Consider the following 20,887-nt stretch of genomic DNA (forward strand, 5'->3'; position numbering starts at 1 on the left):
TCACCCCTTTACAGTTCAGGTTGCTGTTTATGGAATTCTGTTGCCTGCTCGAAGGCATGGGCAACTTTATATACTGTACTTTCATCGAAATGGCGTCCGATGATTTGCAATCCAAGCGGCAGCCCTTTATCAAATCCGCACGGAACCGAAATGGCCGGAACCCCTGCCAGGTTGACTGGGATCGTTAAAATATCGTTTGCGTACATCGTCATCGGGTCCCGTGTATTCTCGCCAAGTTTGAATGCTGGCGTCGGTGTTGTCGGTCCAACAATGACATCATATTGTTCGAATACTTTTTCAAAGTCCTGCTTGATCAGAGTACGGACCTTCTGGGCTTTTTTGTAATAAGCATCATAATAACCAGAGCTGAGCGCAAACGTGCCAAGCATGATCCGGCGCTTGACTTCCTCGCCGAAGCCTTCTGCGCGAGTCTTTTTATACATTTCAATCAGATTCTCCGCGTTTGGTGTACGGTAGCCGTAGCGCACGCCATCAAAGCGCGCCAGGTTCGCGGACGCTTCGGATGAAGATAAAAGATAATAAGTAGCCAAAGCATACTTGGAGTGCGGCAGGGACACCTCTTCCCATTTCGCTCCAAGTCGCTCAAGGACTTCAAGTGCGTCCATTACCGATTTACGCACCTCTTCGTCGACACCTTCTCCGATATATTCCTTTGGAACGGCAATCTTCATTCCTTTTATATCGCCAGACAGGGAACCGATATAATCAGGGATATCCACTTTTGCAGAAGTTGAATCCATCTCATCGTGGCCCGCAATTGCTTTTAACAGATAGGCATTGTCTTCAACATTTCGTGTGATTGGCCCGATCTGGTCCAAAGAAGACGCGAACGCGATCAATCCGAAGCGGGAAACAAGTCCGTATGTTGGCTTCATGCCAACCACTCCACAGAATGATGCCGGCTGTCGGATTGATCCACCTGTATCAGAACCCAAAGAGAACAGCACTTCACCTGCTGCTACTGAAGCAGCGGAACCACCGGAAGAACCACCTGGAACACGCTCAAGGTTCCATGGATTGAGCGTCTTTTGGAATCCAGAGTTTTCATTCGATGACCCCATCGCAAACTCGTCCATGTTCAGCTTGCCGATCGTCACCGTATCTGCCTGTTTCAGCTTCTGGATGACCGTCGCATCGTAAATAGGATTGAAGTTTTCGAGAATCTTGCTCGCTGCTGTCGTGCGCAGGCTATTTGTGACGATATTGTCCTTGATTCCGATTGGCAGGCCGTATAATGCGTTGGTTGGAGCGTTTTGCACGGCCTTATCATCCAAAGCCTTCGCTGCTGCCCTGGCATTGTCTTCATCCAATGTCAAAAACGCCTGTACCTTGCCTTCAACCTCGCCAATTCGCTTGAACGATTCGTCGACCAGGTCGGAAACACTAAGGTCTCTTTTATGTAAAAGCTCATGAAGCTCCGAAATCTTATGTTCAAATAAACTCATCGCTGGTCCTCCTACTCCATAATTCCAGGTACTTTGATCTGCCCATCCTGGTGCTCAGGCGCATTCTTTAAAACCTCTTCGCGCGGAAGGCCCTTTTCGGCGCGGTCCTCGCGCATAACATTCTTTATTTCAAGCACGTGAGCAGTCGGCTCCACATGATCCGTATCCAGCTCATTCAACTGTTCTGCGTAGGTAATGATTTTGTCCAGCTGGTCTGTCAGCATTTGCGCCTCATCCTCGGTAATCGCCAGTCTTGCCAGGTGTGCGACATGCTTTACTTGTTCCTCTGAAATCCTTGACATAATAGCACCTCCATTTTAAATCGTCAGACAATAATAATGATCATAGCAAAGTTTTCCGCGTTAAAGCAATACAAGCCTTGCTGTTTGTACTATTTTAACATGAGAGGTGGGTGATCGCAGGAAAGAAAACGATTTTGTGGGATATTTAAATGAAAAGCATGAATGATAAGGTGAAAATGATGGTTTTACCTTGAAAGAGTTAAGTTTTAACACTGAAAAATTTCTTCCACTCTCTGAATTGAATCACTTGAATAAAGAAGAGAATGGCGATCTCACCATTCCCATCTCTCACTGTCACATTAAGGTCTGAACTCGCCCAACTCGTTTTTTATAACTCTTGTGTGGAGTTACCACTGACTTCTAGTGCCATTCTTAAATATTCCACAAATACTATCGACTGCTCTTTGATTTTCAGATCTGCCTTCGATAACATGGCATTATCTACTGCTAAGCCGTCGATGAACGTAATGATCGAACGGGCAATGATTTCATGATCAAACCTCGAGCTAAATTCACCGCTTTTTTGGCCATGTTCAATAATATTCGCAAATATCTTCAAACCATTACCATATCGAGTTGCTCCGTATTCTCTCCTGTGTACATCATTTCTTCCGATTATAAAATACTCAAGTTTTGCCGGCGCCAGAGGATCCATTTCATCATCAGGCTTTCCGTCGTCTCCAAACATGGTTTTCATGAGCATATTCCAATAAGAGGTAGCATTTTGTTTTACCATTTCCAGCGTATCCTCTAATTCTATGTCTAATGCTTCTTCCAGGAATGTTTCAAACACATCTTCTTTACTAGAAAAATATTGATACAGGCCCCCTCTGCTTACATTCGCAGCATCCATGATGTGCTTCATCGTGGCCCGCTCGTAACCATGCTCGATGAAAACCTCCTTGGCCGCCTGCAAAATATCAGCTCGACGCTGTTTCAGGTGCTCCTGACTTACTTTCGGAGACATTCGTTCTCCCCCGTTCAATGCTGCTTTTAAAGATTAACCCAATGATTGAGACTGCAATCAACAAAAAGCCGGTAATCACAAATGTCGGGATGACTCCCAGCACGGTAGCAAGCAAACCGCCAGCCAGCGGGCCAATGATCGTTGCCGTTGTGGTCACGCTATTCAAAACGCCGAATACCCTGCCTGTCATGTGAACAGGAGTTTCTGTCTGGACCGCAGCCTGAAACGGAATGAAGACGAAACCGGCTGAAAATCCTGCTAACATCCCTAATGCAGGGCCCCATAAAGCTGGCAGCGCTAAATCCAATCGTGTCAATACAGCCATCATACTAAAACTGACACCAATTCCGCAAACACCAATAAACAACAGGATTAGCGCATTGTAGTCCGTTTTTTTAGCCAAAAGCAGTCCGGTCAGGAACATCCCGACTCCAGATGCTGTAACAATATAACCAAACAAATCAGGTGAAGCATTCGATAATTCCCTCAATAAAACAATAATTTGTGAGTCGGACAGCTGCAGAATCAGCAGGCTGACTCCTAAAACAATCATACCGACGATTAAGTAACGACTGCCTTTGATAAACCTGATTCCTTCCATGAAATCTTTTTTAAAAGAAGAAGCCTCCTTAGTCTCAGACTCAATCGGCTTTGCAATTGCCTTTGGCAAAGCAAACAGCAGCAGCGCCGAAATGATAAAGGTACCGGAATCGATAAAAAACACTAGCTGTGTTCCAAAAGCCGAGACTAACAGGCCGCTTAACAATGGGCCCAGCACCTTTGTACCGGAATCAATCATGGAGGTGATGGACATTGCGCTTTTCATACTTTCCTGATGTACCAGTTCTTTAAGCTTGCCGTTCTTTGCCGGGACAAATATCGCCGAGAGCATTCCGACGATGAACAAACAAATATACACAGTCCATAAAGATTCAGCATAGGCGAGGGCAAGAATCAGTCCGGCCCTGATCAAATCTGAAAAGATCATTAATGACTTCCTGTTAAACCTGTCAGCAATCGTTCCGGTAAATGGGCCAAGAAGTGCCATAGGAACTGCAAGACACAGAATGATAAAAGAAACCTCCATTGGTGATGCTTCCCATTTCAATCCTACCATCGTGATGATCGCCACAACACTCAACCAGTCACCAATACTTGATATTAACTGTGCCAGCATTAATGTGATAAAGCCCTTATTCTTTAAAAGACCGTCCATCATCATCCCCCCAGATTAAAACGACATCAGTGTCGTTTTACTTATTATCATTATAACGACACACACGTCGTTTTAGAATGGATTTTTGTGAATTTTTCGAAAAAATAATACTCAAAAAAAAGAGCCACCTAATGTAAGGCTGCTCATTTCCTAAATAACTTACCAAAACCAGATAAGAAACCCTTTTTCTTGGCCGGCGCTGTTTGGATCACAGGTTTCTTTTTACCGAGATAAATATCCTCCTTATCGATGGCATGGTCATGTGCTAAAACAAGTCCCAACTCAGAATCATAATCCTTATTGGTCACGATCGTAAACTCGATACCCCGTTTTTCTGCCGCTTTAATGTATTCCGATAAATATCGATATGATATATTGCCGTTTAAAAAGAGATGGGCATCGCAGTTTTCATCCATCAGCTGCTCAACTTCCGGTTCAACGCCCTTCCTCATAACCTCTCCCTGAGTAAGTGCGATGACAACCCTTTCTCGCAAAGTCGTCAGGAACCTTCTTCTTTCATCAGGTTTCGTTTGCTTCGCACCATGGATCCCCTGCTGCAAATAATCATCCAGCTTGCTGTTGCTCAACCGGTCCACCTCCAACTTATTGTAACTATCGTTTATGTTTCGTTGTTTCCTTTTATATTACTCCTTCGTACCCACTGGGGCTAACCTTCTACTTTCCCCATCCATCGATGATGGACAGTTCTTTTGCTTTTCCTTCAATTTTTGTCCATTAGGGCCTTGATGATGGAAACTTTTTTCGTTTTCCACTGAATTTCTGTCCATCATAGCCTTGATGACGGACAGTTCTTTCGCTTTTGCTTCGATTTCTGTCCGTCATAGTCCCGATGACGGACACTTTTTTCACTATCCACTGGATTTCTGTTCATCATAGCCTTGATGATGGACAGTTTTGACATTTTCATCTCAATTTTGTCCATCATGTTTTTAATGAGCGCCAAAAACCATGCTTCTGTTTCGTTTTCCATCCGAAACGAAACAGAAGCATCCTCCACTAATACTATGTATGTTCCCGCCCATTTGTCTGTGCTAGTTTAAGGTTAACCTATTTTGAGCAAAAAAAACCTTCTCTTCGCAGCGAAGAGAAGGACACAAATAGGAGAATGCAAGGTGAAAAAATCAATAACTAGTATGGTAAATCCCTGCCTGAGTTGGAGGGCCCAGGCAGGGAGAAAACCCGTTAACCTCAGCCGATGGAACTGGCTGACAGATTCGTTTAAGAAGCAGTGAACTGCGCTTCTTCAGTAGACCCTTTTAGCGCGGTCGTTGAGGAGGTTCCTCCGGAAATGACCATTGATACATCATCGAAATAGCCTGTTCCGACTTCGCGCTGGTGTCTTGTTGCTGTGTAGCCGTGCTGCTCGCTTGCGAATTCAGCTTGCTGCAGCTCGGAGTATGCAGCCATGCCACGCTCTTTGTAGCCTCGAGCCAGTTCGAACATGCTGTGGTTCAGTGCATGGAAGCCTGCAAGTGTAACGAATTGGAACTTGTAGCCCATTTTGCCAAGCTCGACCTGGAATTTCGCGATTGTTTCGTCATCCAGCTTCTTTTTCCAGTTGAATGATGGTGAGCAGTTGTACGCAAGCAGCTTGCCAGGGAACTTTTCATGGATAGCTTCTGCAAAACGGCGAGCTTCTTCGAGATCAGGCTCGGAAGTTTCACACCAGACAAGGTCAGCATATGGAGCGTAGGCAAGCCCGCGGGCAATCGCCTGGTCGAGGCCAGCCTTCACACGGAAGAAACCTTCAGGCGTCCTGTCACCTGTGATGAACGGTGCATCATATGGATCGACATCGCTTGTGATCAAATCTGCCGCATTCGCATCCGTACGGGCAACAATCAGGGTTGGCGTACCCATGACATCCGCCGCAAGTCGGGCGGCAATCAGGTTGCGTACTGCTGTCTGTGTCGGAAGCAGTACTTTTCCGCCAAGATGTCCGCATTTCTTTTCCGAAGAAAGCTGGTCCTCAAAGTGAACGCCTGCCGCACCCGCTTCGATCATGCCCTTCATCAATTCGAACACATTCAGCTGACCGCCGAAGCCTGCTTCTGCATCCGCCACAATCGGTGCGAACCAGTCGATTGAATCGTCTCCCTCACCGTGAGTGATTTGATCAGCACGCTGCAAAGCCTGGTTGATGCGCTTAACAACAGCCGGTACGCTGTTCGCCGGGTACAAGCTCTGGTCAGGATACATATTCCCGGAAAGGTTCGCGTCTGCTGCTACCTGCCAGCCACTCAAGTAAATCGCCTTCAGGCCTGCTTTTACCTGCTGGACTGCCTGGTTGCCAGTCAAAGCGCCAAGTGCATTGACGAAGTCTTCTTCATTTACAAGCTTCCAAAGCTTCTCCGCACCGCGGCGTGCCAGTGTATACTCAATATCAATCGAACCGCGAAGCTTAATGACATCCTCCGCAGAATACGTTCTCTCCACTCCAGCCCATCTGCTATCCAATTCCCAACTTTCCTGCAATTGCTTTACACGATCTTGAGTCATTTTTTGTTCCTCCTAATGTTTGTATTATATGAATCTATCAATCTATTAAGCTAAAGCCTGATAGCCAGGCAATGTTAAAAACTCAACAAAATCATCATTTAAAATCAATTGATCAAACAGCCCTGCTGCCTGCTCAAACTTTCCGTTTTCAAATACCGCTGCGCCGACTTCCAGCTTGATTTTCTCAAGCTCCTCATCCTTCAGCTCATGGTACATGTCAACCGTCACTTTTCGGCCATTATCGAGAACTCCTTTTGGATGACGAATCCATTGCCACAGCTGGGCTCTGGAAATTTCCGCTGTAGCAGCGTCCTCCATCAGGTTATGGATTGGCGCTGCGCCGCGGCCGTTCAGCCAGCTGGCCACATACTGGATGCCGACATTGATATTCATGCGGACGCCCGCTTCTGTTATAGTGCCATCTGGTACAGCAAGCAGATCAGCTGCTTTAACCTCTACATCCATTTGCTTACCAGATTCTATCTGGTTCGGTTGCGGCATCTCTTTATTGAATGCCTCCATCGCAACTGGTACCAGCCCTGGATGTGCGACCCATGTGCCGTCGTGGCCATCGCGGGCCTCGCGTTCCTTATCAGCGCGGACCTTATTGAATGCTTCAGCATTTGCTTCCTCATCATTTTTGATCGGGATCTGTGCCGCCATGCCCCCCATCGCCGGTGCCTTGCGGCGGTGGCAAGTCTGGATGGTCAGTAAGGAATACGACCTCATGAATGGAACCGTCATCGTCACTTGTGATCGGTCCGGTAAAATCACATCATCCTGTGAACGCAGTTTTTTCAGATAGCTGAAAATATAATCCCATCGTCCGCAGTTCAAGCCAGCCGAGTGCTCCTTCAGTTCATATAAAATCTCATTCATTTCGAATGAAGCCAAAATCGTTTCGATCAAAACAGTTGCTTTAATCGTTCCCTGTGGAATGCCAAGATGGTTCTGTGCATAAACGAACACATCATTCCATAGGCGCGCTTCAAGGTGGCTCTCCATCTTAGGAAGGTAGAAGTATGGGCCTGTGCCCTGCTCCACCAGCTTTTTTGCATTATGGAAAAAGTACATCGCAAAATCGAATAATCCGCCGGAAATCGGGTTGCCATCGAGCAATACATGTTTTTCTTCCAGGTGCCAGCCTCTTGGGCGAACCATTAAAACAGCTGTTTCTTCATTCAATTGATACTTTTTTCCGTTAGGATTTTCAAAAGAGATTGTCCGGTTGACCGCATCCCTCAGATTGATCTGGCCTTCCACAATCGCTTCCCATGTCGGCGAAGTTGAATCTTCGCAATCTGCCATGAAAATTTTCGCTCCGGAATTTAGTGCGTTGATGATCATCTTCCTGTCTGTCGGACCTGTGATTTCCACCCGTCGATCCTGCAAATCTTTCGGCAGCGCCGCGATTGTCCACTCGCTTTCCCGAATGTGCTTTGTTTCTGGCAGGAAATCCGGAAGCCTGCCAGCATTGATTTCTTCCTGGCACTTTTCACGTGCTGCCAGAAGTTCTACTCTACGCTCACCAAAGTGCCGTTCAAGCCGCTCTACAAAATCAAGAGCCTCTGGTGTCAAAATTTCTTCGTATCCGCTTTTCATGCTGCCCACAATTTCAATTCCTGTAGTTTGTGTCGACATTTACTGTCTTCACCCCTTTGTTATAGTACAGTATCAATAACTCTAATATGTATTATATAACAGAGTTTTTAGATTGCAACTATTTTGCGAGATTTTTCTGAAAAATTTTTAAAATAGGTCTATAGCCCTTTATCCATAAATAGGTAAAGAGTGCAATTTTACTTATGAAGCATGCAATTAGGGAGTCAGTACGTGCAATTCTTCCTCTTTTCGGTGCATTTAATAGCGGGGACGGTGCAATTCCTGTTCTTGACCTTGATCGTGCAATGAATGTTTCCAACGCAAAAAAATCCCCTTCTCTCGACGAGAAGGGGATCTCTAATCTGTATTAGTACATCTCAGAAGTAGTTTTTGCTTGCATGTGAAGCATCAGGTAGTCAGGTCCGCCAGCTTTTGAATCTGTTCCTGACATGTTGAAGCCGCCGAATGGCTGGTATCCAACGATTGCGCCTGTGCAGCCGCGGTTGAAGTAAAGGTTTCCGACATGGAAATCTTCGCGTGCCTTCTGGATGTTTTCACGGTTGCGCGTGATTACTGCTCCAGTCAGGCCGTATTCAGTGTTGTTCGCGATTTCAAGCGCATGGTCGAAGTCCTTCGCTTTTGCGAATGCGACAACTGGTCCGAAAATTTCTTCCTGCATGATGCGAGCCTTTGGATCAAGATCTGCAAATACTGTTGGCTTAATGAAGTAGCCTTTAGAGCTGTCTCCTTCGCCGCCAGTCATCAAACGGCCTTCTTCTTTGCCGATTTCGATGTAGCTCATGATCTTGTCGAACGCACCCTGGTCGTTTACAGGACCCATGAATGTACTCTGGTCTGTAGGATCATCTAGCTTTAGCTCATTTGTCAGTTCAACGACACGGTTAAGAACCTGATCGTAAACATCCTCAACGACGACAGCACGTGAACATGCAGAGCACTTTTGTCCTGAGAAGCCGAAAGCTGACGCAGTGATGGCTTGGGCAGCTAATTCAAGATCAGCATCTTTGTCAACCACCATAGTATCTTTTCCGCCCATTTCAGCGATGACACGCTTCAGCCAGATTTGGCCTTCGCTCAATTTTGAAGCGCGCTCGTAAATGCGCAGACCCACGTCACGTGAACCTGTGAAGCTTACGAAACGAGTGTCTTTGTGGTCAACTAGGTAGTCGCCCACTTCTGCACCGCTTCCTGGCACGAAGTTAAGGACGCCTGCAGGAAGGCCTGCTTCTTCCATGACTTCAACGAACTTAGCCGCAACAACTGGAGTAGTTGAAGCCGGTTTCAATAGAACTGTGTTTCCTGTTACGATGGCTGCGACAGTTGTACCAGCCATGATCGCTAACGGGAAGTTCCATGGAGAGATGATGATTCCAACTCCAAGAGGAATATAGTCATAACGGTTATATTCATTTGGACGGCTTTCTACTGGCACACCGTCTTTGATTCGCAGCATTTGGCGAGCATAGAACTCAAGGAAGTCGATTGCTTCTGCTGTATCAGCATCTGCCTCGTTCCATGGTTTACCTGCTTCTTTTGTTAAAAGCGCTGAGAATTCGTGCTTGCGGCGGCGAATGATCGCAGCAGCCTTGAACAATACATCTGCACGTGTCTCAGGTTTTACTTTTCTCCAAGTCTTGAACGCTTCGACAGCAGCCTGCATCGCTTTTTCAGCAAGCTCGCGGTTTGCCTTTGAAACGCGGCCAATAACTTCTTCTTTATTGGATGGGTTATAAGATACAATCTTGTCTTCAGTTGAGATCCTCTCTCCGCCAATTACCAAATCGTAATCCTGGCCAAGATAGCCCTCTACAGTTTTCAGTCCTGTTAAGTATCCTTCACGGTTTTCATCAACTTTAAAATTCGTGAAAGGCTCGTGTTTGTATGCCTGAACCATTCTATCCCCTCCTATGTATTAAAACGTTTTCATTCCTTTCCCATTCTATCATGAGAGTCTCATAGTGTTCAATGCCAACGTACTAGCAAGTCTTGGATTGCGAATTTTCTTGATATTTATTATGGCAATATTGTAATTGGGGTAGATTTAAGGACTTGGTCGATATATTTTGGAAAGTGGTCGATATAATTGTAAATGTGGTCGATATAGTTCATTTTCCGCTGATATATTCAAAAATGTGGTTGATATAATTTGATTTTCGCCAATAAAATGATCAGAGGAAGAAAACTACACTAAATATCGGCAGGGAATCCCCTATATCTAGCGAATAATTATCTATCATTTATAAAAGGAGTCTATTTTACATGAAAAAACGCCACCAAGTGCTGTTTACTCAACTGGAATCCTATCGCAGCGAGATTTTAAGTGCGGTGAATACCATTTTAGAAGAAGACGCGGAGAAAATTCCGGCGGGATTCAATAATAATATCCGCTGGAACCTCGGACATCTCTATCTTGACCAATATTTATGGATCCAGGCGGTGACAAAGGAGACCGCTGATGTTCCTGAGAATTTCAATAAGTGGTTCGGCTATGGCACCTCGCCAGCCAATTTTACCGAAGAGACCCCTTCCGTCACTGAGCTAAAGGAATTGCTCCAAATCCAGCCTGCGAGAATCAAAGAATCATATGGCGAGCGCCTTGAAGAGGAATTCCCGCCAACTGAGATGGGCATGCACACCATCGAGCAGGTGCTCATCCGGACGATTTTCCATGAAGGCATGCATCTTCAAACAATACTTAATCTAAAAAAATGCATATAAAAAGCAAAGAGCCAATCTGCTCTTTGCTTCGCTTTTACTCATAAATATGGACAAATGGTTCATCCTGGTCCGGCTTCTTGACGATCAGCGCTTCCTGGCCGAGGACGGAGGAGACGCTTACCTGTACGGAGATATAGTTAGGGAAATGCTCCATGACGAGGCCGGTCACGTACTGGGTGAAGCCTATTGATTCAGCTTTTCCATAAAATTGGATAGGAATCTCGATGTTCAGTTCCTGCAGCTGGCCATCGACATAAAAGCCTTTGCCGATGACTCCGTTGAAGTTAGGGAAGTATTCTTCGACATCCTGTTTGAAGTTCTGGAAGAATGTCAGATCATCCCTGTGTTCCTTCTCGGCTTTGTCGGATGGGAAGAGAATATACTCTTCTTTAACATCTTTCCAGCTGCCGATATCGTTGCTTCCCTGGGAAACTTCGGTATAGGCAAAGAAATTCCCTGGTACGACCGATGATCGGCTTTCCTGCTCAAACAGTCCGATCGTGATTGGCACATTCTTTAACTCGTCGATGGTCCGGAGTCTCTTTAGGACTTGCTGGGCGATTTTCTTTCCTTCTGCCTCAAGGACGGAACGGGAGATGTTTTTCTCGAACACAGCTCCAAATGCTTCTTCACGATAATAGTGGACTGAATTCAACGCCAGCCCGATAGCAATGCCGCCAAGCTGGTACGTATCCTTTTTCCCGGATTGGACGAGATAATTATGCTCGAGGATATGTGCCAGATAAATCGGATTCTTTTCGTTCCGTTTGTGGACATCTCCCTTGCCTGTGTCAATCGGGTTCAGCCCAAGGTTCTTCACTTTGATCTTCGCTCTCTTATTTTTATCTTCCTCTTTGGCCCGGAGCTCTTCTTCCTTCGCCTTGACCTGAGCCGGGGTCATTTCGCGTTCGAGCCAGGCTGACACGGTGCCTCCATCAAGGTACTGTCCTTCCTTGAACACGTATTTGTCGGTTGGAAAAGAGTTTTGAGCAATTCGCATCAGTCCGGTTTCGAATTCCGTGATGTCATAGCGGGTATTCAAATTATTGACGACCATACCGCGGGCTTCCCCTGGCTCGAACGGCATGATGGTACGGTAATATTTGTCTGAAATTTTGTATTTCGGGATAATCGCTTTTTCTTTTGTATCATCATCCTTCTTCTGGACGACCTCTTCCTGTTTTTGAAAATTAGGGGCGCAGGCCGTCAGCAAAAGGACAAGAGACAGTGCGACCATTGAGAGTTTTCTCATGGCGTGTACACCTCTTATTTATTTAATTCTTCAAGCATTTTCTCCTCATTCCACACTTCAATCCCAAGGCTTTCTGCTTTTGTCAGTTTTGAACCGGCATCTTCGCCGGCAATGACCAGGTCGGTTTTCTTGCTGACGCTGCCGGATACATTGCCGCCAAGCGCTTCGATCTTTTCTTTCGCTTCGTTTCGGCCCATTTGTTCAAGCTTTCCGGTCAACACGATTGTTTTACCGGCAAAAAATGAATCCGATTCTTCTGCGGTCACTTTCTTAGGTCCTTTGTATTCCATATTGACGCCAACAGCCTTCAGTTCGGAGATCAGTTCCTTCACTTCATCGTTGTCAAAATACGTGACGATGGAGTCGGCCATTTTATCGCCGATTTCGTTGATGGCAGTCAGTTCTTCCTTCGATGCTTCCATTAGGTGATTCATCGTTCCAAATTCCTGGGCCAACGTCTTCGCTGCTTTAGCGCCAACGAGGCGGATCCCAAGTCCGAACAATAGCTTCTCCAATGAATTATCCTTCGTGGTTTCAATCGCAGACAGCAGATTATTGACGGATTTCTCGCCCATCCGTTCAAGAGCCAGCAGCTGCTCACGGGTCAGCTTGTAAATGTCGGCTACATCCTTGATCAGTTCCTGGGCAAACAGCTGGCTGACCACTCTTTCACCAAGGCCGTCGATGTTCATCGCATCACGGGAAACGAAATGAATCAAGCCTTCCCTGATTTGCGCAGGACATTTTGGATTGATGCAGCGAAGCGCGACTTCACCCTCAATCCTGACGAGCTCGCTTTCGCATTCAGGGCAATAGGTTGGCATATGGAACTCGACTTCCTCGCCTGTCCGCTGCTCAACAAGAACATTCACGACTTCAGGAATGATGTCGCCCGCTTTTTTTACGACAACCTTATCGCCAATTTTGATATCTTTTTCACGAATCAAGTCTTCGTTGTGCAAGGAAGCACGGCCAACGGTTGTACCTGCTACCTGAACAGGCTCGAGGATGGCTGTCGGTGTGACAACCCCTGTGCGGCCGACGCTCAATTCAATGTCCTTCAAAGTCGTCACGACTTCTTCGGCAGGGAACTTATAAGCGATTGCCCAGCGAGGGCTTTTTGCTGTCGTTCCCAGCTCTGCCTGCTGGTCGAGTGAATCGACCTTGATGACGATGCCATCAATATCATACGGAAGGTCCGGGCGTTTTTCGACCCAACCGTTCACATACTCAATCACACCTTCGATACTGTCAACCTTGCGGCGTTCTTGATTTGTTTTGAAGCCAAGCTGCTCCAGATAATCCAGTCCCTCACTATGAGCCCGGATTCCTGTATCACCGACATTGGCAATTCCATAAAGGAAAACATCAAGATTCCTTGAAGCAGCAATCTTCGGATCAAGCTGGCGCAAAGAGCCTGCCGCCGCATTACGCGGATTGGCAAATGGCTCTTCTTCTTTTTCTTTTCGCTTCGTATTTAACGCTTCAAAAGATTTTTTCGGCATGAACGCTTCACCGCGGACTTCAATCGAAACCGGCTCCTTCAGGCGGATTGGCAGAGAACGAATTGTCCTCAGATTAGACGTAATATCCTCGCCTGTCGTTCCATCGCCGCGAGTCGCACCTCGTACGAGCATACCATCCTCATAAATCAGCGAAACGGCAAGTCCATCAATCTTCAGCTCGCAAACATAGGAAACATTGTCGCCAACACCCTGACGCACCCGGCGGTCAAAATCGCGAAGGTCCTGGTCGTCAAATGCATTTCCAAGGCTTAACATTGGAATCGCATGCTGCACCTTGTTGAACATCGTTAGTATTTCTCCGCCAACACGCTGTGTAGGAGAATCAGGAGTCTGCAATTCAGGGAATTGCTCCTCGATTTCAATCAGTTCCCGAAGCAGCCTGTCGTATTCCGCATCCGGAACCGATGGCTGGTCCAGAACATGATATTCATAAGAATATTGATTCAGCAGGTTTTGCAAATCCTTGGCTTTTTTCTCAGCACTTTGAAAATCCATAAATCCAACCCTTTCAAAATTAAGATGAAGGATATCAGCCTGTGTCATACCACGCTGTTATTTTTAATGAGTTACTTTAAGCCTTAGCTCTGTTAAACAAGACTGTTGATTTTCGTTCCAGGCGCTTCGCTTTCCGCTGGAAGAATAATGAAAAAGCCCAACTGCCGGCTTTTTCAAAAGGCAATTCTTCCTGGCTGGCGCTGAGCCTCCTCGTCGCTTTGCTCCTGCGGGGTCTCACCTGACCAGCTGCGCGCCCGCAGGACATTGATTAGCTTCCTGAATCAGCCCACGCACGATGGAAATGCGTTAGCATTTTCGGAGGAGTCTACGCGCCTTCCACTAAAATCAACAGGTGTAAAAACAACATTGGGCTTTCATAGAGCCTAAGCCTTCGTAATCGGCGCAAACTTGGCCAGCAAACGCTTGATTCCTGTTGGGCTTGGGAAGGCGATATCCAGCTCGGTTCCTTCACCGGAGCCTTTCACGCTGACTACCGTTCCTGTTCCCCACTTGCCGTGCTGGGCTTTGTCGCCAACCTTCCAGTCGATGCCTTCGCCGCCGCTTGCAGCTGCAGCCGGACGGGTCACAGCTCCGCGGGTCGGCATTGACGGTCTTGCTGAAGTACCTGGTCTGCCGCCGCTGGCTGGTGTTGGTCTTCCACCGCTGGTTGGAGCAGGTCTTCTGACTTTTGGCACGGCGTCTTCAACCAAATCAGCCGGGATTTCCTTGATGAACCGTGATTCCGGATTCATATTCGTGCGCCCGAAAAGGGTACGCATCTGTGCATTTGTAATGAATAATTCTTCTTCAGCACGGGTGATTCCCACGTAGGCAAGACGGCGTTCTTCTTCCATCTCATCCTCCTCCATCAAGGAGCGGCTGTGCGGGAATACTCCCTCTTCCATGCCGATCAGGAACACAACCGGGAACTCGAGTCCCTTGGCTGAATGCAATGTCATCAATGTGACGAAATCTGTTTTTTTCTCGCCGTCATCGTCAAGACGGTCGATATCGGCAACAAGCGCCAAATCCGTCAGGAACGCGACAAGACTCTTATCTTCACTGCTTTCTTCAAAGCTTTTTGTTACGGTTAAAAATTCATCTATATTTTCAAGTCTGCTCTGTGATTCCAGCGATTTTTCCGCCTTCAGCATATCGCGGTAGCCTGTCTTATCAAGGACTTCCTCCACCAGCTCAGTGACCGATAGGTATTCCTGCTGGTGCGTGTAATTGCTGACCAGGTTGCGGAATTCTGCCGCAGCTTTTTCTGCCTTCGGGCTCAGTCCGATCATTTCAATTGTCTCTAGCGCCTGGAACATCGACAGATCATGCATGGTCGCAAAGTTGGCGATTTTATCAATCGAAGTTGAACCAATTGCGCGCTTCGGAACATTGATGATCCTCTGCAAACTGATGTCATCATCAGGGTTCGAAATCAGACGAAGATACGCAAGGATGTCCTTGATTTCCTTCCTGTCATAGAACTTGATTCCGCCGACGATTGAGTAATCGATGTTCGACTTCAAGAAAGATTCCTCGATCACACGGGACTGGGCGTTCGTACGATAGAGAATCGCGATATCAGACAGCTTGCGGCCATTGCGAAGCTGCTCCTGGATTTTCCCGATGACAAACTGCGCCTCTCCCTGTTCGCTATCCGCACGATAGTACATGATTTTATTGCCCTCAGCATTTTCCGTCCAAAGATTCTTCGGCTTACGGTTCATATTGTTCTGGATGACCATATTTGCCGCCAGCAAAATCTTCTTCGTCGAGCGGTAATTCTGCTCCAGCAAAATAACACTCGCTCTCGGGTAGTCCTTTTCAAAAGAAAGGATATTCGTGATATCGGCACCGCGCCAGCGATAAATCGACTGGTCGGAGTCCCCGACGACACAAAGGTTCTGGAATCGCTGCGCGAGCAATTTTACCAGCATGTACTGCGCCCTGTTCGTATCCTGATACTCATCAACGTGAATGTACTGGAACTTGCGCTGATAGTACTCAAGCACTTCAGGCACGCGGATGAACAGCGTGATTGTCGACATGATCAGGTCATCGAAATCAAGCGCGTTATTCTTGCGAAGCCTGCGCTGATATTCTTCATACACATCGCTGACTTTCTGTGAAAAATAATCCCCCGCTGTTTTTGCATACTCTTCCGGCGTGATCAATTCGTTCTTCGCCGAGCTGATCGTTCCTAAAATCGCACGCGGGTCGAACTTTTTCGGATCCATATTCTTGTCCTTCAAGATCGACTTAATGACCGATTGCTGGTCCGTCGAGTCAAGGATCGTGAAGTTCCGGTTATAACCGAGACGGTCAATGTCCCTGCGTAAAATCCGCACACACATCGAGTGGAACGTCGAAATCCAGATATCATCTGCCGCTCCGCCCATCATCTTTTGGATCCTCTCGCGCATTTCGCGCGCCGCTTTATTCGTAAACGTGATCGCCAGGATGTTATAAGGATTTATCCCCTTTTCCACCATTAAATACGCAATCCTGTGTGTCAAAACTCTTGTTTTACCAGAGCCTGCTCCTGCCATCAGAAGAAGCGGTCCATCGACTGTCTTGACAGCCTTCTGCTGCTCCGGATTCAGGCCGTTCAATAATTTATCCGTTAAAAATTGCACACTCTTCACCACCATACAAACATTTGTTCTTATTTTATCTCATAATATATTTCTATACAACTGGGTTATTGCTTTACTGAAGCAACTGTCTTCAATGCCTCATTCAGGTTGCTGTAAATTACATTCCCAACAACGATGACATCAGCATGTGCAGCCATTTCCGCTGCCTGCTGCGCCGTTTCAATCCCGCCCCCGTAAAATAGGACCGTTTGGTCGAGCACATCTTTTGCAGCTTTTACATATTCAGGATTGCCGTACGTGCCGCTGTATTCCAAATAGAAAATCGGCAGGTTGAACATTTTTTCCGCCATCATCGCGTAGGCTTGTACATCTTCGACTGAAAGCTCGGTCTTCGCCTCGGTCAGTTTGGCTGCCTTGCAATCCGGATTGAGGATGCAATAGCCTTCCATTTTCAGTTCGTCCCAGTCCATCAGGTCGCCATATTCCTTGACCGCTTTATGGTGCAGCCCGGTAATCCACTCTGGATTGCCGCTGTTCAGCACCGTCGGGATAAAATAAAAATCAAAACCCGGCGTGATCGAGTCGATCGTCGAAACCTCGAGAATGCACGGAACCGTATACCTGCGGACGCGGGCCATCAAATCGAGGACGCCTTCAAGCGTGACTCCATCCGTTCCTCCAACCAGGATTGCGTCGGTTCCAGACTCGCAAATTCTTTCTAATTCTTCATCAGTGATCTCTTTATTTGGATCGAGTTTGAACACATGTCTCCACTCGCGAACATCGTACATCCCAGAATTGCCCCCATTCTATCTATCCATTCCACCATTATAGCATTTGTTGCTGGTATATAAAAAAGGAAACATAAGGTTGTTTGCGAGAAATCCGCAAGTGCTGGCGCCAGGCTTTTTCAAAGTGAAAAATTGATGAATACTCCTATATATGCAGAAAAAAGCGTCCCGCCTCCGGAACGCTTTTCAGCGATTTTTACAAATCTCGGTGTTCGTATTGCTCTTTGAACAGTTTTGAAAAAACATAGAAACTGATGCCGCTCACAATCAATGCGAGATAAATAGGATCAAGCCCGAAGAAACTGATGAACTCCTTTTCGCCAAGATAGACTGCAAGACTCCCAAGGAACAAGGACGCCAGGCTGCCCGCCGGGGTCGCTCTTTCCCAGACATGCCCGAGCACATATGGAATGAAGGCGCCTCCCGCTCTCAAGGTAAAAGAGAACATTAGTAGCGTGATAATATCCGAGACATTCCAGATTGCCGTCAGCAAGGCAAAGCCGGAAACGACATACATCGTGTAGCGGACCATTTTTAACAGCTTCTTATCCGCTGCATCCTTGTTAATATATTGATGATAAATATCATTCGTGAAAATGGAGCCGGCCGCCAATAGATTACTAGATGCGCTCGACATCGTTGCCGAAATCAGCGCAGCGAAAAGGATGCCTGTGACCACATCCGGCAGCACCTCCATCGCCAGCACCGGCAAAGCGTACTGCGCGCCTCTTTCCATCAGCATGCCACCGTCGATCTGGCCGTTCTCGACCATTCCATACATGAACAGACCGATCATCGCAGGGATGAACGCGAACAGAACATAGACGAAAGAAGTGATATAGGAAGCATGCTTCGCCGCCTGGCCATCCTTGGCGGAATAATAGCGCTGGACTGCCTCCTGTCCAACTGTGAAGGACGCGATATACATGACGACAAGCGCAATGATCGTTCCCCAGCCGGCACCGTCCACCAGATTCCACTTTGCCTCCGGTATATTCGCCGTTACTTGCTCGAAACCACCGCCTGCCTGAAGTGTGAATGGAATGATCAGCCCCATCCCAACGATGATGAAAATCCACTGGACCACATCGGTGTAAACAACACTGTACATGCCGCCCATCACACTGTATAACGTGACAACAACGGTGACAATGATGACCGAAACCGTGTAGCTCCAGCCCGTCATGACCGACAGGATTGTCGCCGATGCGATGAACTGCACCGCGGTCAGACCGACCATCGGCAGCAGCATGATGATCGACGTTACCAGTGAGTTTGCTTCTCCATATCGCCTGCGGAAGTACTCAGGTACTGTTTTTACAGCCGCTTCCCGCAGCATCGGCGCCAGGAACGCAAGCACGACGAAGGCAATCGCCATCGTGATGACATACCAGACGGCAGACAGCCCCCAGTCACCATACGCTTTTTCAACCACCCCGAGCGACGATCCGCCGCCCACTTCAGTCGCTGCAAGGCTTCCCGCCAGCAGCCACGGCCCCATCTTACGGCCCGCAACCAGGAAGTCCTCATTATCATTGATTTTTTTCGAAGATATGTACCCAATCATGATCATGATGCCTAAATAAATAATCACAATCGCAATGACCGTCAAGCTTGCCCCCATCAACTCACTCCAAGTCTTTTCCAAGGCACTTACGCCTTTTTCTGTTATCTACCCCCTACCCTTAAAAGCAAGCCATTAACCAATATTGAGGGGAAACATTTTGATGAAAATTCTTTCTTCTTTAAAAAAAGATGATCTATCATGAGTTCGCGGCGAAAATTAACAATTATTTGGAAAAAGTAGTGATTATGCCGATTATCGTAGTGATTGGGGGAAAAACCGTAGTGATTAGGCCCCTTAACGTAGTGATTAAGAGGGAAAGCGTAGTGAGTAAGTTCAATTTCGTAGTGATCAAGAAGGAAAGCGGGGATGCGATTTATGGATACCAAGCTCTCACACACTCTCTTCGTGATTTTTGCCTTCTACTCAGCAAAAATAGTAAACGGTCATCTATTTTTCACGCATATTCACTTCGAAATTTACTGAAAATAGCATAATAATCAACATTTCTTGAAAATAAAAAAGCCTGCCGCAGCAAGCTTTTATTATTATTCAGATGCTAGTTTATCCCGGTCAGCAGCATGGGGCGGCTGCTCCATCCAGCCGTGCTCAATCAAGATCTCTGCAGCATCCTCCGCGTATAGGGCCACATTCATAAGAGTTTTCCCGTATAAAAGGCCGATATCCTTACGACCGTTGACGGCCATCGAATTCCCCATCGACCTGATCTTCATCGAGAACATATCCGCTTTATGGCTAAGCATGAGTTTATCTGAATAGGGAGAAATCGTTGAATTGGTCACCAAGTGATCCAATAATGCCGGTGAAGGCAAATTTTCCTTATGAAGCTTGGCTTTCATCTGCTCTACCATTTTATCGGTTACTTCAATCCCCCTGATGAAAAAATCACGCAGCTGCTTGCTCCTGGCCACCTGACTGAATCCGATCAGCAACGCTTTGCTGGTGACATTATTCTCGATGTTGTCATATAAATGTGTCACCTCAAGCGCATGCAGAGACCGTAGATTACGGCCAAATCCGTCGAGGTAACTTTTTCGATTAATGAAATCAATCCTATCCGGAATCGGCAGGACAGGCGGTTTGATAATTAAGCCTTTGTCCATCAATAGGCCGTTAATCTGCTCCAAAAGCTCTATCGTGACCATCCCGCACTGAACAAAAAACTCCCTGATATCAAGCCGCATCACCAGCGGAAGGGCGATGGCATAGATGCTCAAACCAGCTTTTGCCGCATATTTTAAATAATGAACATAAAACTCATCCTCAAATAAACGCGGAGCAGCCGAGTTGAAATCGTCATCCGTATATCCCTGTGGTACAGGGAAGTTTTCCTTCTCCATGAATCCTTTAATTTTGCTCATGAATTCTTCGGTAAGGCCATAAGCATTCTCAACCAGTGTTTTGATGTCTTCATCCTCAACATGCTGAAGAAAATGCCTGAGAATATGATTGGAAAGACTATTCCCCATATAAGTCGCCCACAGCTTCGCCATTTCGACGCTGGTGAACTTTTCATTGGGATTGACTTTGCTTGTATCAAACTGAATCGGCTTAATCGATTTCATAACGAACCCCTTACCCGTATTTTTATTTAGTTTTTTACTGATTTGGTCATCTTATACGAGAAAGTTAAGCTAAAGCCGGGTTGACGGGTTTCGTATTATAATGAAAAATCCTTTTTTTAGCGAAAAATTTTTTTATATAGCGAAAAAGTCATTTTTATAGCGAATTTTTCATTTTTATAGCGGAAAATCCGTTTTTATAGCGATTTTTTCATTTTTATAGCGAATTGGAAATTATCCGTGGTTTTTTCCATTTTTCTCAGCGCA

General features: G+C 46.6%; 17 protein-coding genes. 1 reads left to right on the plus strand and 16 read right to left on the minus strand.

Going from position 1 to position 20,887, the window contains the following annotated elements; translation table 11 throughout:
• Positions 1 to 8: 8 nt before the first annotated feature.
• The 9 genes from gatA to pruA all read right to left on the minus strand — a co-directional run bounded on the left by gatA (position 9) and on the right by pruA (position 9,988).
• Positions 9 to 1,466, minus strand: a complete 1,458-nt coding sequence (gatA, locus tag J7E38_RS05995; RefSeq protein ID WP_214709701.1) for an Asp-tRNA(Asn)/Glu-tRNA(Gln) amidotransferase subunit GatA — start codon at positions 1,464 to 1,466, stop codon at positions 9 to 11.
• Positions 1,467 to 1,477: 11 nt separating this feature from the next.
• Positions 1,478 to 1,768, minus strand: a complete 291-nt coding sequence (gene gatC / locus J7E38_RS06000; protein ID WP_214709702.1) for an Asp-tRNA(Asn)/Glu-tRNA(Gln) amidotransferase subunit GatC — start codon at positions 1,766 to 1,768, stop codon at positions 1,478 to 1,480.
• A 328-nt stretch (positions 1,769 to 2,096) separates the two neighbouring features.
• Positions 2,097 to 2,735 (minus strand): TetR/AcrR family transcriptional regulator, encoded by a 639-nt coding sequence (locus tag J7E38_RS06005; RefSeq protein WP_214709704.1) that lies wholly within the window; start codon positions 2,733 to 2,735, stop codon positions 2,097 to 2,099.
• On the minus strand, positions 2,689 to 3,951 hold the full coding sequence (locus J7E38_RS06010) for an MFS transporter (RefSeq protein WP_214709706.1): 1,263 nt from the start codon (positions 3,949 to 3,951) through the stop codon (positions 2,689 to 2,691). The genes J7E38_RS06005 and J7E38_RS06010 overlap by 47 nt, the downstream gene beginning before the upstream one ends.
• A 143-nt stretch (positions 3,952 to 4,094) precedes the next feature.
• On the minus strand, positions 4,095 to 4,547 hold the full coding sequence (locus J7E38_RS06015; protein ID WP_353049939.1) for a YueI family protein: 453 nt from the start codon (positions 4,545 to 4,547) through the stop codon (positions 4,095 to 4,097).
• A gap of 191 nt (positions 4,548 to 4,738) precedes the next feature.
• Entirely contained in the window at positions 4,739 to 4,915 is a 177-nt protein-coding gene (locus J7E38_RS06020; protein WP_214709710.1) for a hypothetical protein, read from the minus strand.
• A gap of 275 nt (positions 4,916 to 5,190) precedes the next feature.
• Entirely contained in the window at positions 5,191 to 6,471 is a 1,281-nt protein-coding gene (gene aceA / locus J7E38_RS06025; protein ID WP_214709712.1) for an isocitrate lyase, read from the minus strand.
• 45 nt (positions 6,472 to 6,516) lie between these two features.
• Positions 6,517 to 8,112, minus strand: coding sequence for a malate synthase A (aceB, locus tag J7E38_RS06030; protein ID WP_214709714.1), 1,596 nt, complete (start codon positions 8,110 to 8,112; stop codon positions 6,517 to 6,519).
• Between the two features lie 328 nt (positions 8,113 to 8,440).
• On the minus strand, positions 8,441 to 9,988 hold the full coding sequence (gene pruA, locus J7E38_RS06035; RefSeq protein WP_214709716.1) for an L-glutamate gamma-semialdehyde dehydrogenase: 1,548 nt from the start codon (positions 9,986 to 9,988) through the stop codon (positions 8,441 to 8,443).
• Positions 9,989 to 10,353: 365 nt separating this feature from the next.
• Between pruA and J7E38_RS06040 the strand changes: the two genes are divergently transcribed.
• Positions 10,354 to 10,812, plus strand: coding sequence for a DinB family protein (locus J7E38_RS06040; RefSeq protein WP_214709718.1), 459 nt, complete (start codon positions 10,354 to 10,356; stop codon positions 10,810 to 10,812).
• 34 nt (positions 10,813 to 10,846) lie between these two features.
• On the opposite strand, the gene J7E38_RS06045 is transcribed toward J7E38_RS06040, so the two are convergent.
• The 7 genes from J7E38_RS06045 to J7E38_RS06075 form a co-directional block, all read right to left on the minus strand.
• Positions 10,847 to 12,064 (minus strand): CamS family sex pheromone protein, encoded by a 1,218-nt coding sequence (locus J7E38_RS06045; RefSeq protein ID WP_214709720.1) that lies wholly within the window; start codon positions 12,062 to 12,064, stop codon positions 10,847 to 10,849.
• 14 nt (positions 12,065 to 12,078) lie between these two features.
• Positions 12,079 to 14,085 carry an NAD-dependent DNA ligase LigA gene (gene ligA, locus J7E38_RS06050; protein WP_214709722.1) on the minus strand — a complete coding sequence of 669 codons (2,007 nt, stop codon included), beginning with the start codon at positions 14,083 to 14,085 and terminating at the stop codon, positions 12,079 to 12,081.
• Between the two features lie 76 nt (positions 14,086 to 14,161).
• Positions 14,162 to 14,350 carry a hypothetical protein gene (locus J7E38_RS06055; RefSeq protein WP_214709724.1) on the minus strand — a complete coding sequence of 63 codons (189 nt, stop codon included), beginning with the start codon at positions 14,348 to 14,350 and terminating at the stop codon, positions 14,162 to 14,164.
• A 118-nt stretch (positions 14,351 to 14,468) separates the two neighbouring features.
• Positions 14,469 to 16,721 (minus strand): DNA helicase PcrA, encoded by a 2,253-nt coding sequence (pcrA, locus tag J7E38_RS06060; protein WP_214709726.1) that lies wholly within the window; start codon positions 16,719 to 16,721, stop codon positions 14,469 to 14,471.
• A gap of 65 nt (positions 16,722 to 16,786) precedes the next feature.
• On the minus strand, positions 16,787 to 17,473 hold the full coding sequence (gene pcrB / locus J7E38_RS06065) for a heptaprenylglyceryl phosphate synthase (RefSeq protein WP_214709728.1): 687 nt from the start codon (positions 17,471 to 17,473) through the stop codon (positions 16,787 to 16,789).
• Positions 17,474 to 17,669: 196 nt separating this feature from the next.
• Positions 17,670 to 19,121, minus strand: coding sequence for a sodium:solute symporter family protein (locus J7E38_RS06070; protein WP_214709730.1), 1,452 nt, complete (start codon positions 19,119 to 19,121; stop codon positions 17,670 to 17,672).
• A gap of 464 nt (positions 19,122 to 19,585) precedes the next feature.
• The gene (locus J7E38_RS06075; RefSeq protein WP_214709732.1) at positions 19,586 to 20,623 is read right to left on the minus strand and encodes a DUF3231 family protein; all 1,038 of its coding nucleotides are present in this window, start codon (positions 20,621 to 20,623) and stop codon (positions 19,586 to 19,588) included.
• Between the last annotated feature and the right edge of the window lie 264 nt (positions 20,624 to 20,887).

Origin of the sequence: Bacillus sp. ISL-35 (assembly GCF_018613355.1) — a bacterium.
Taxonomy (GTDB): Bacteria; Bacillota; Bacilli; order Bacillales; family Cytobacillaceae; genus Mesobacillus.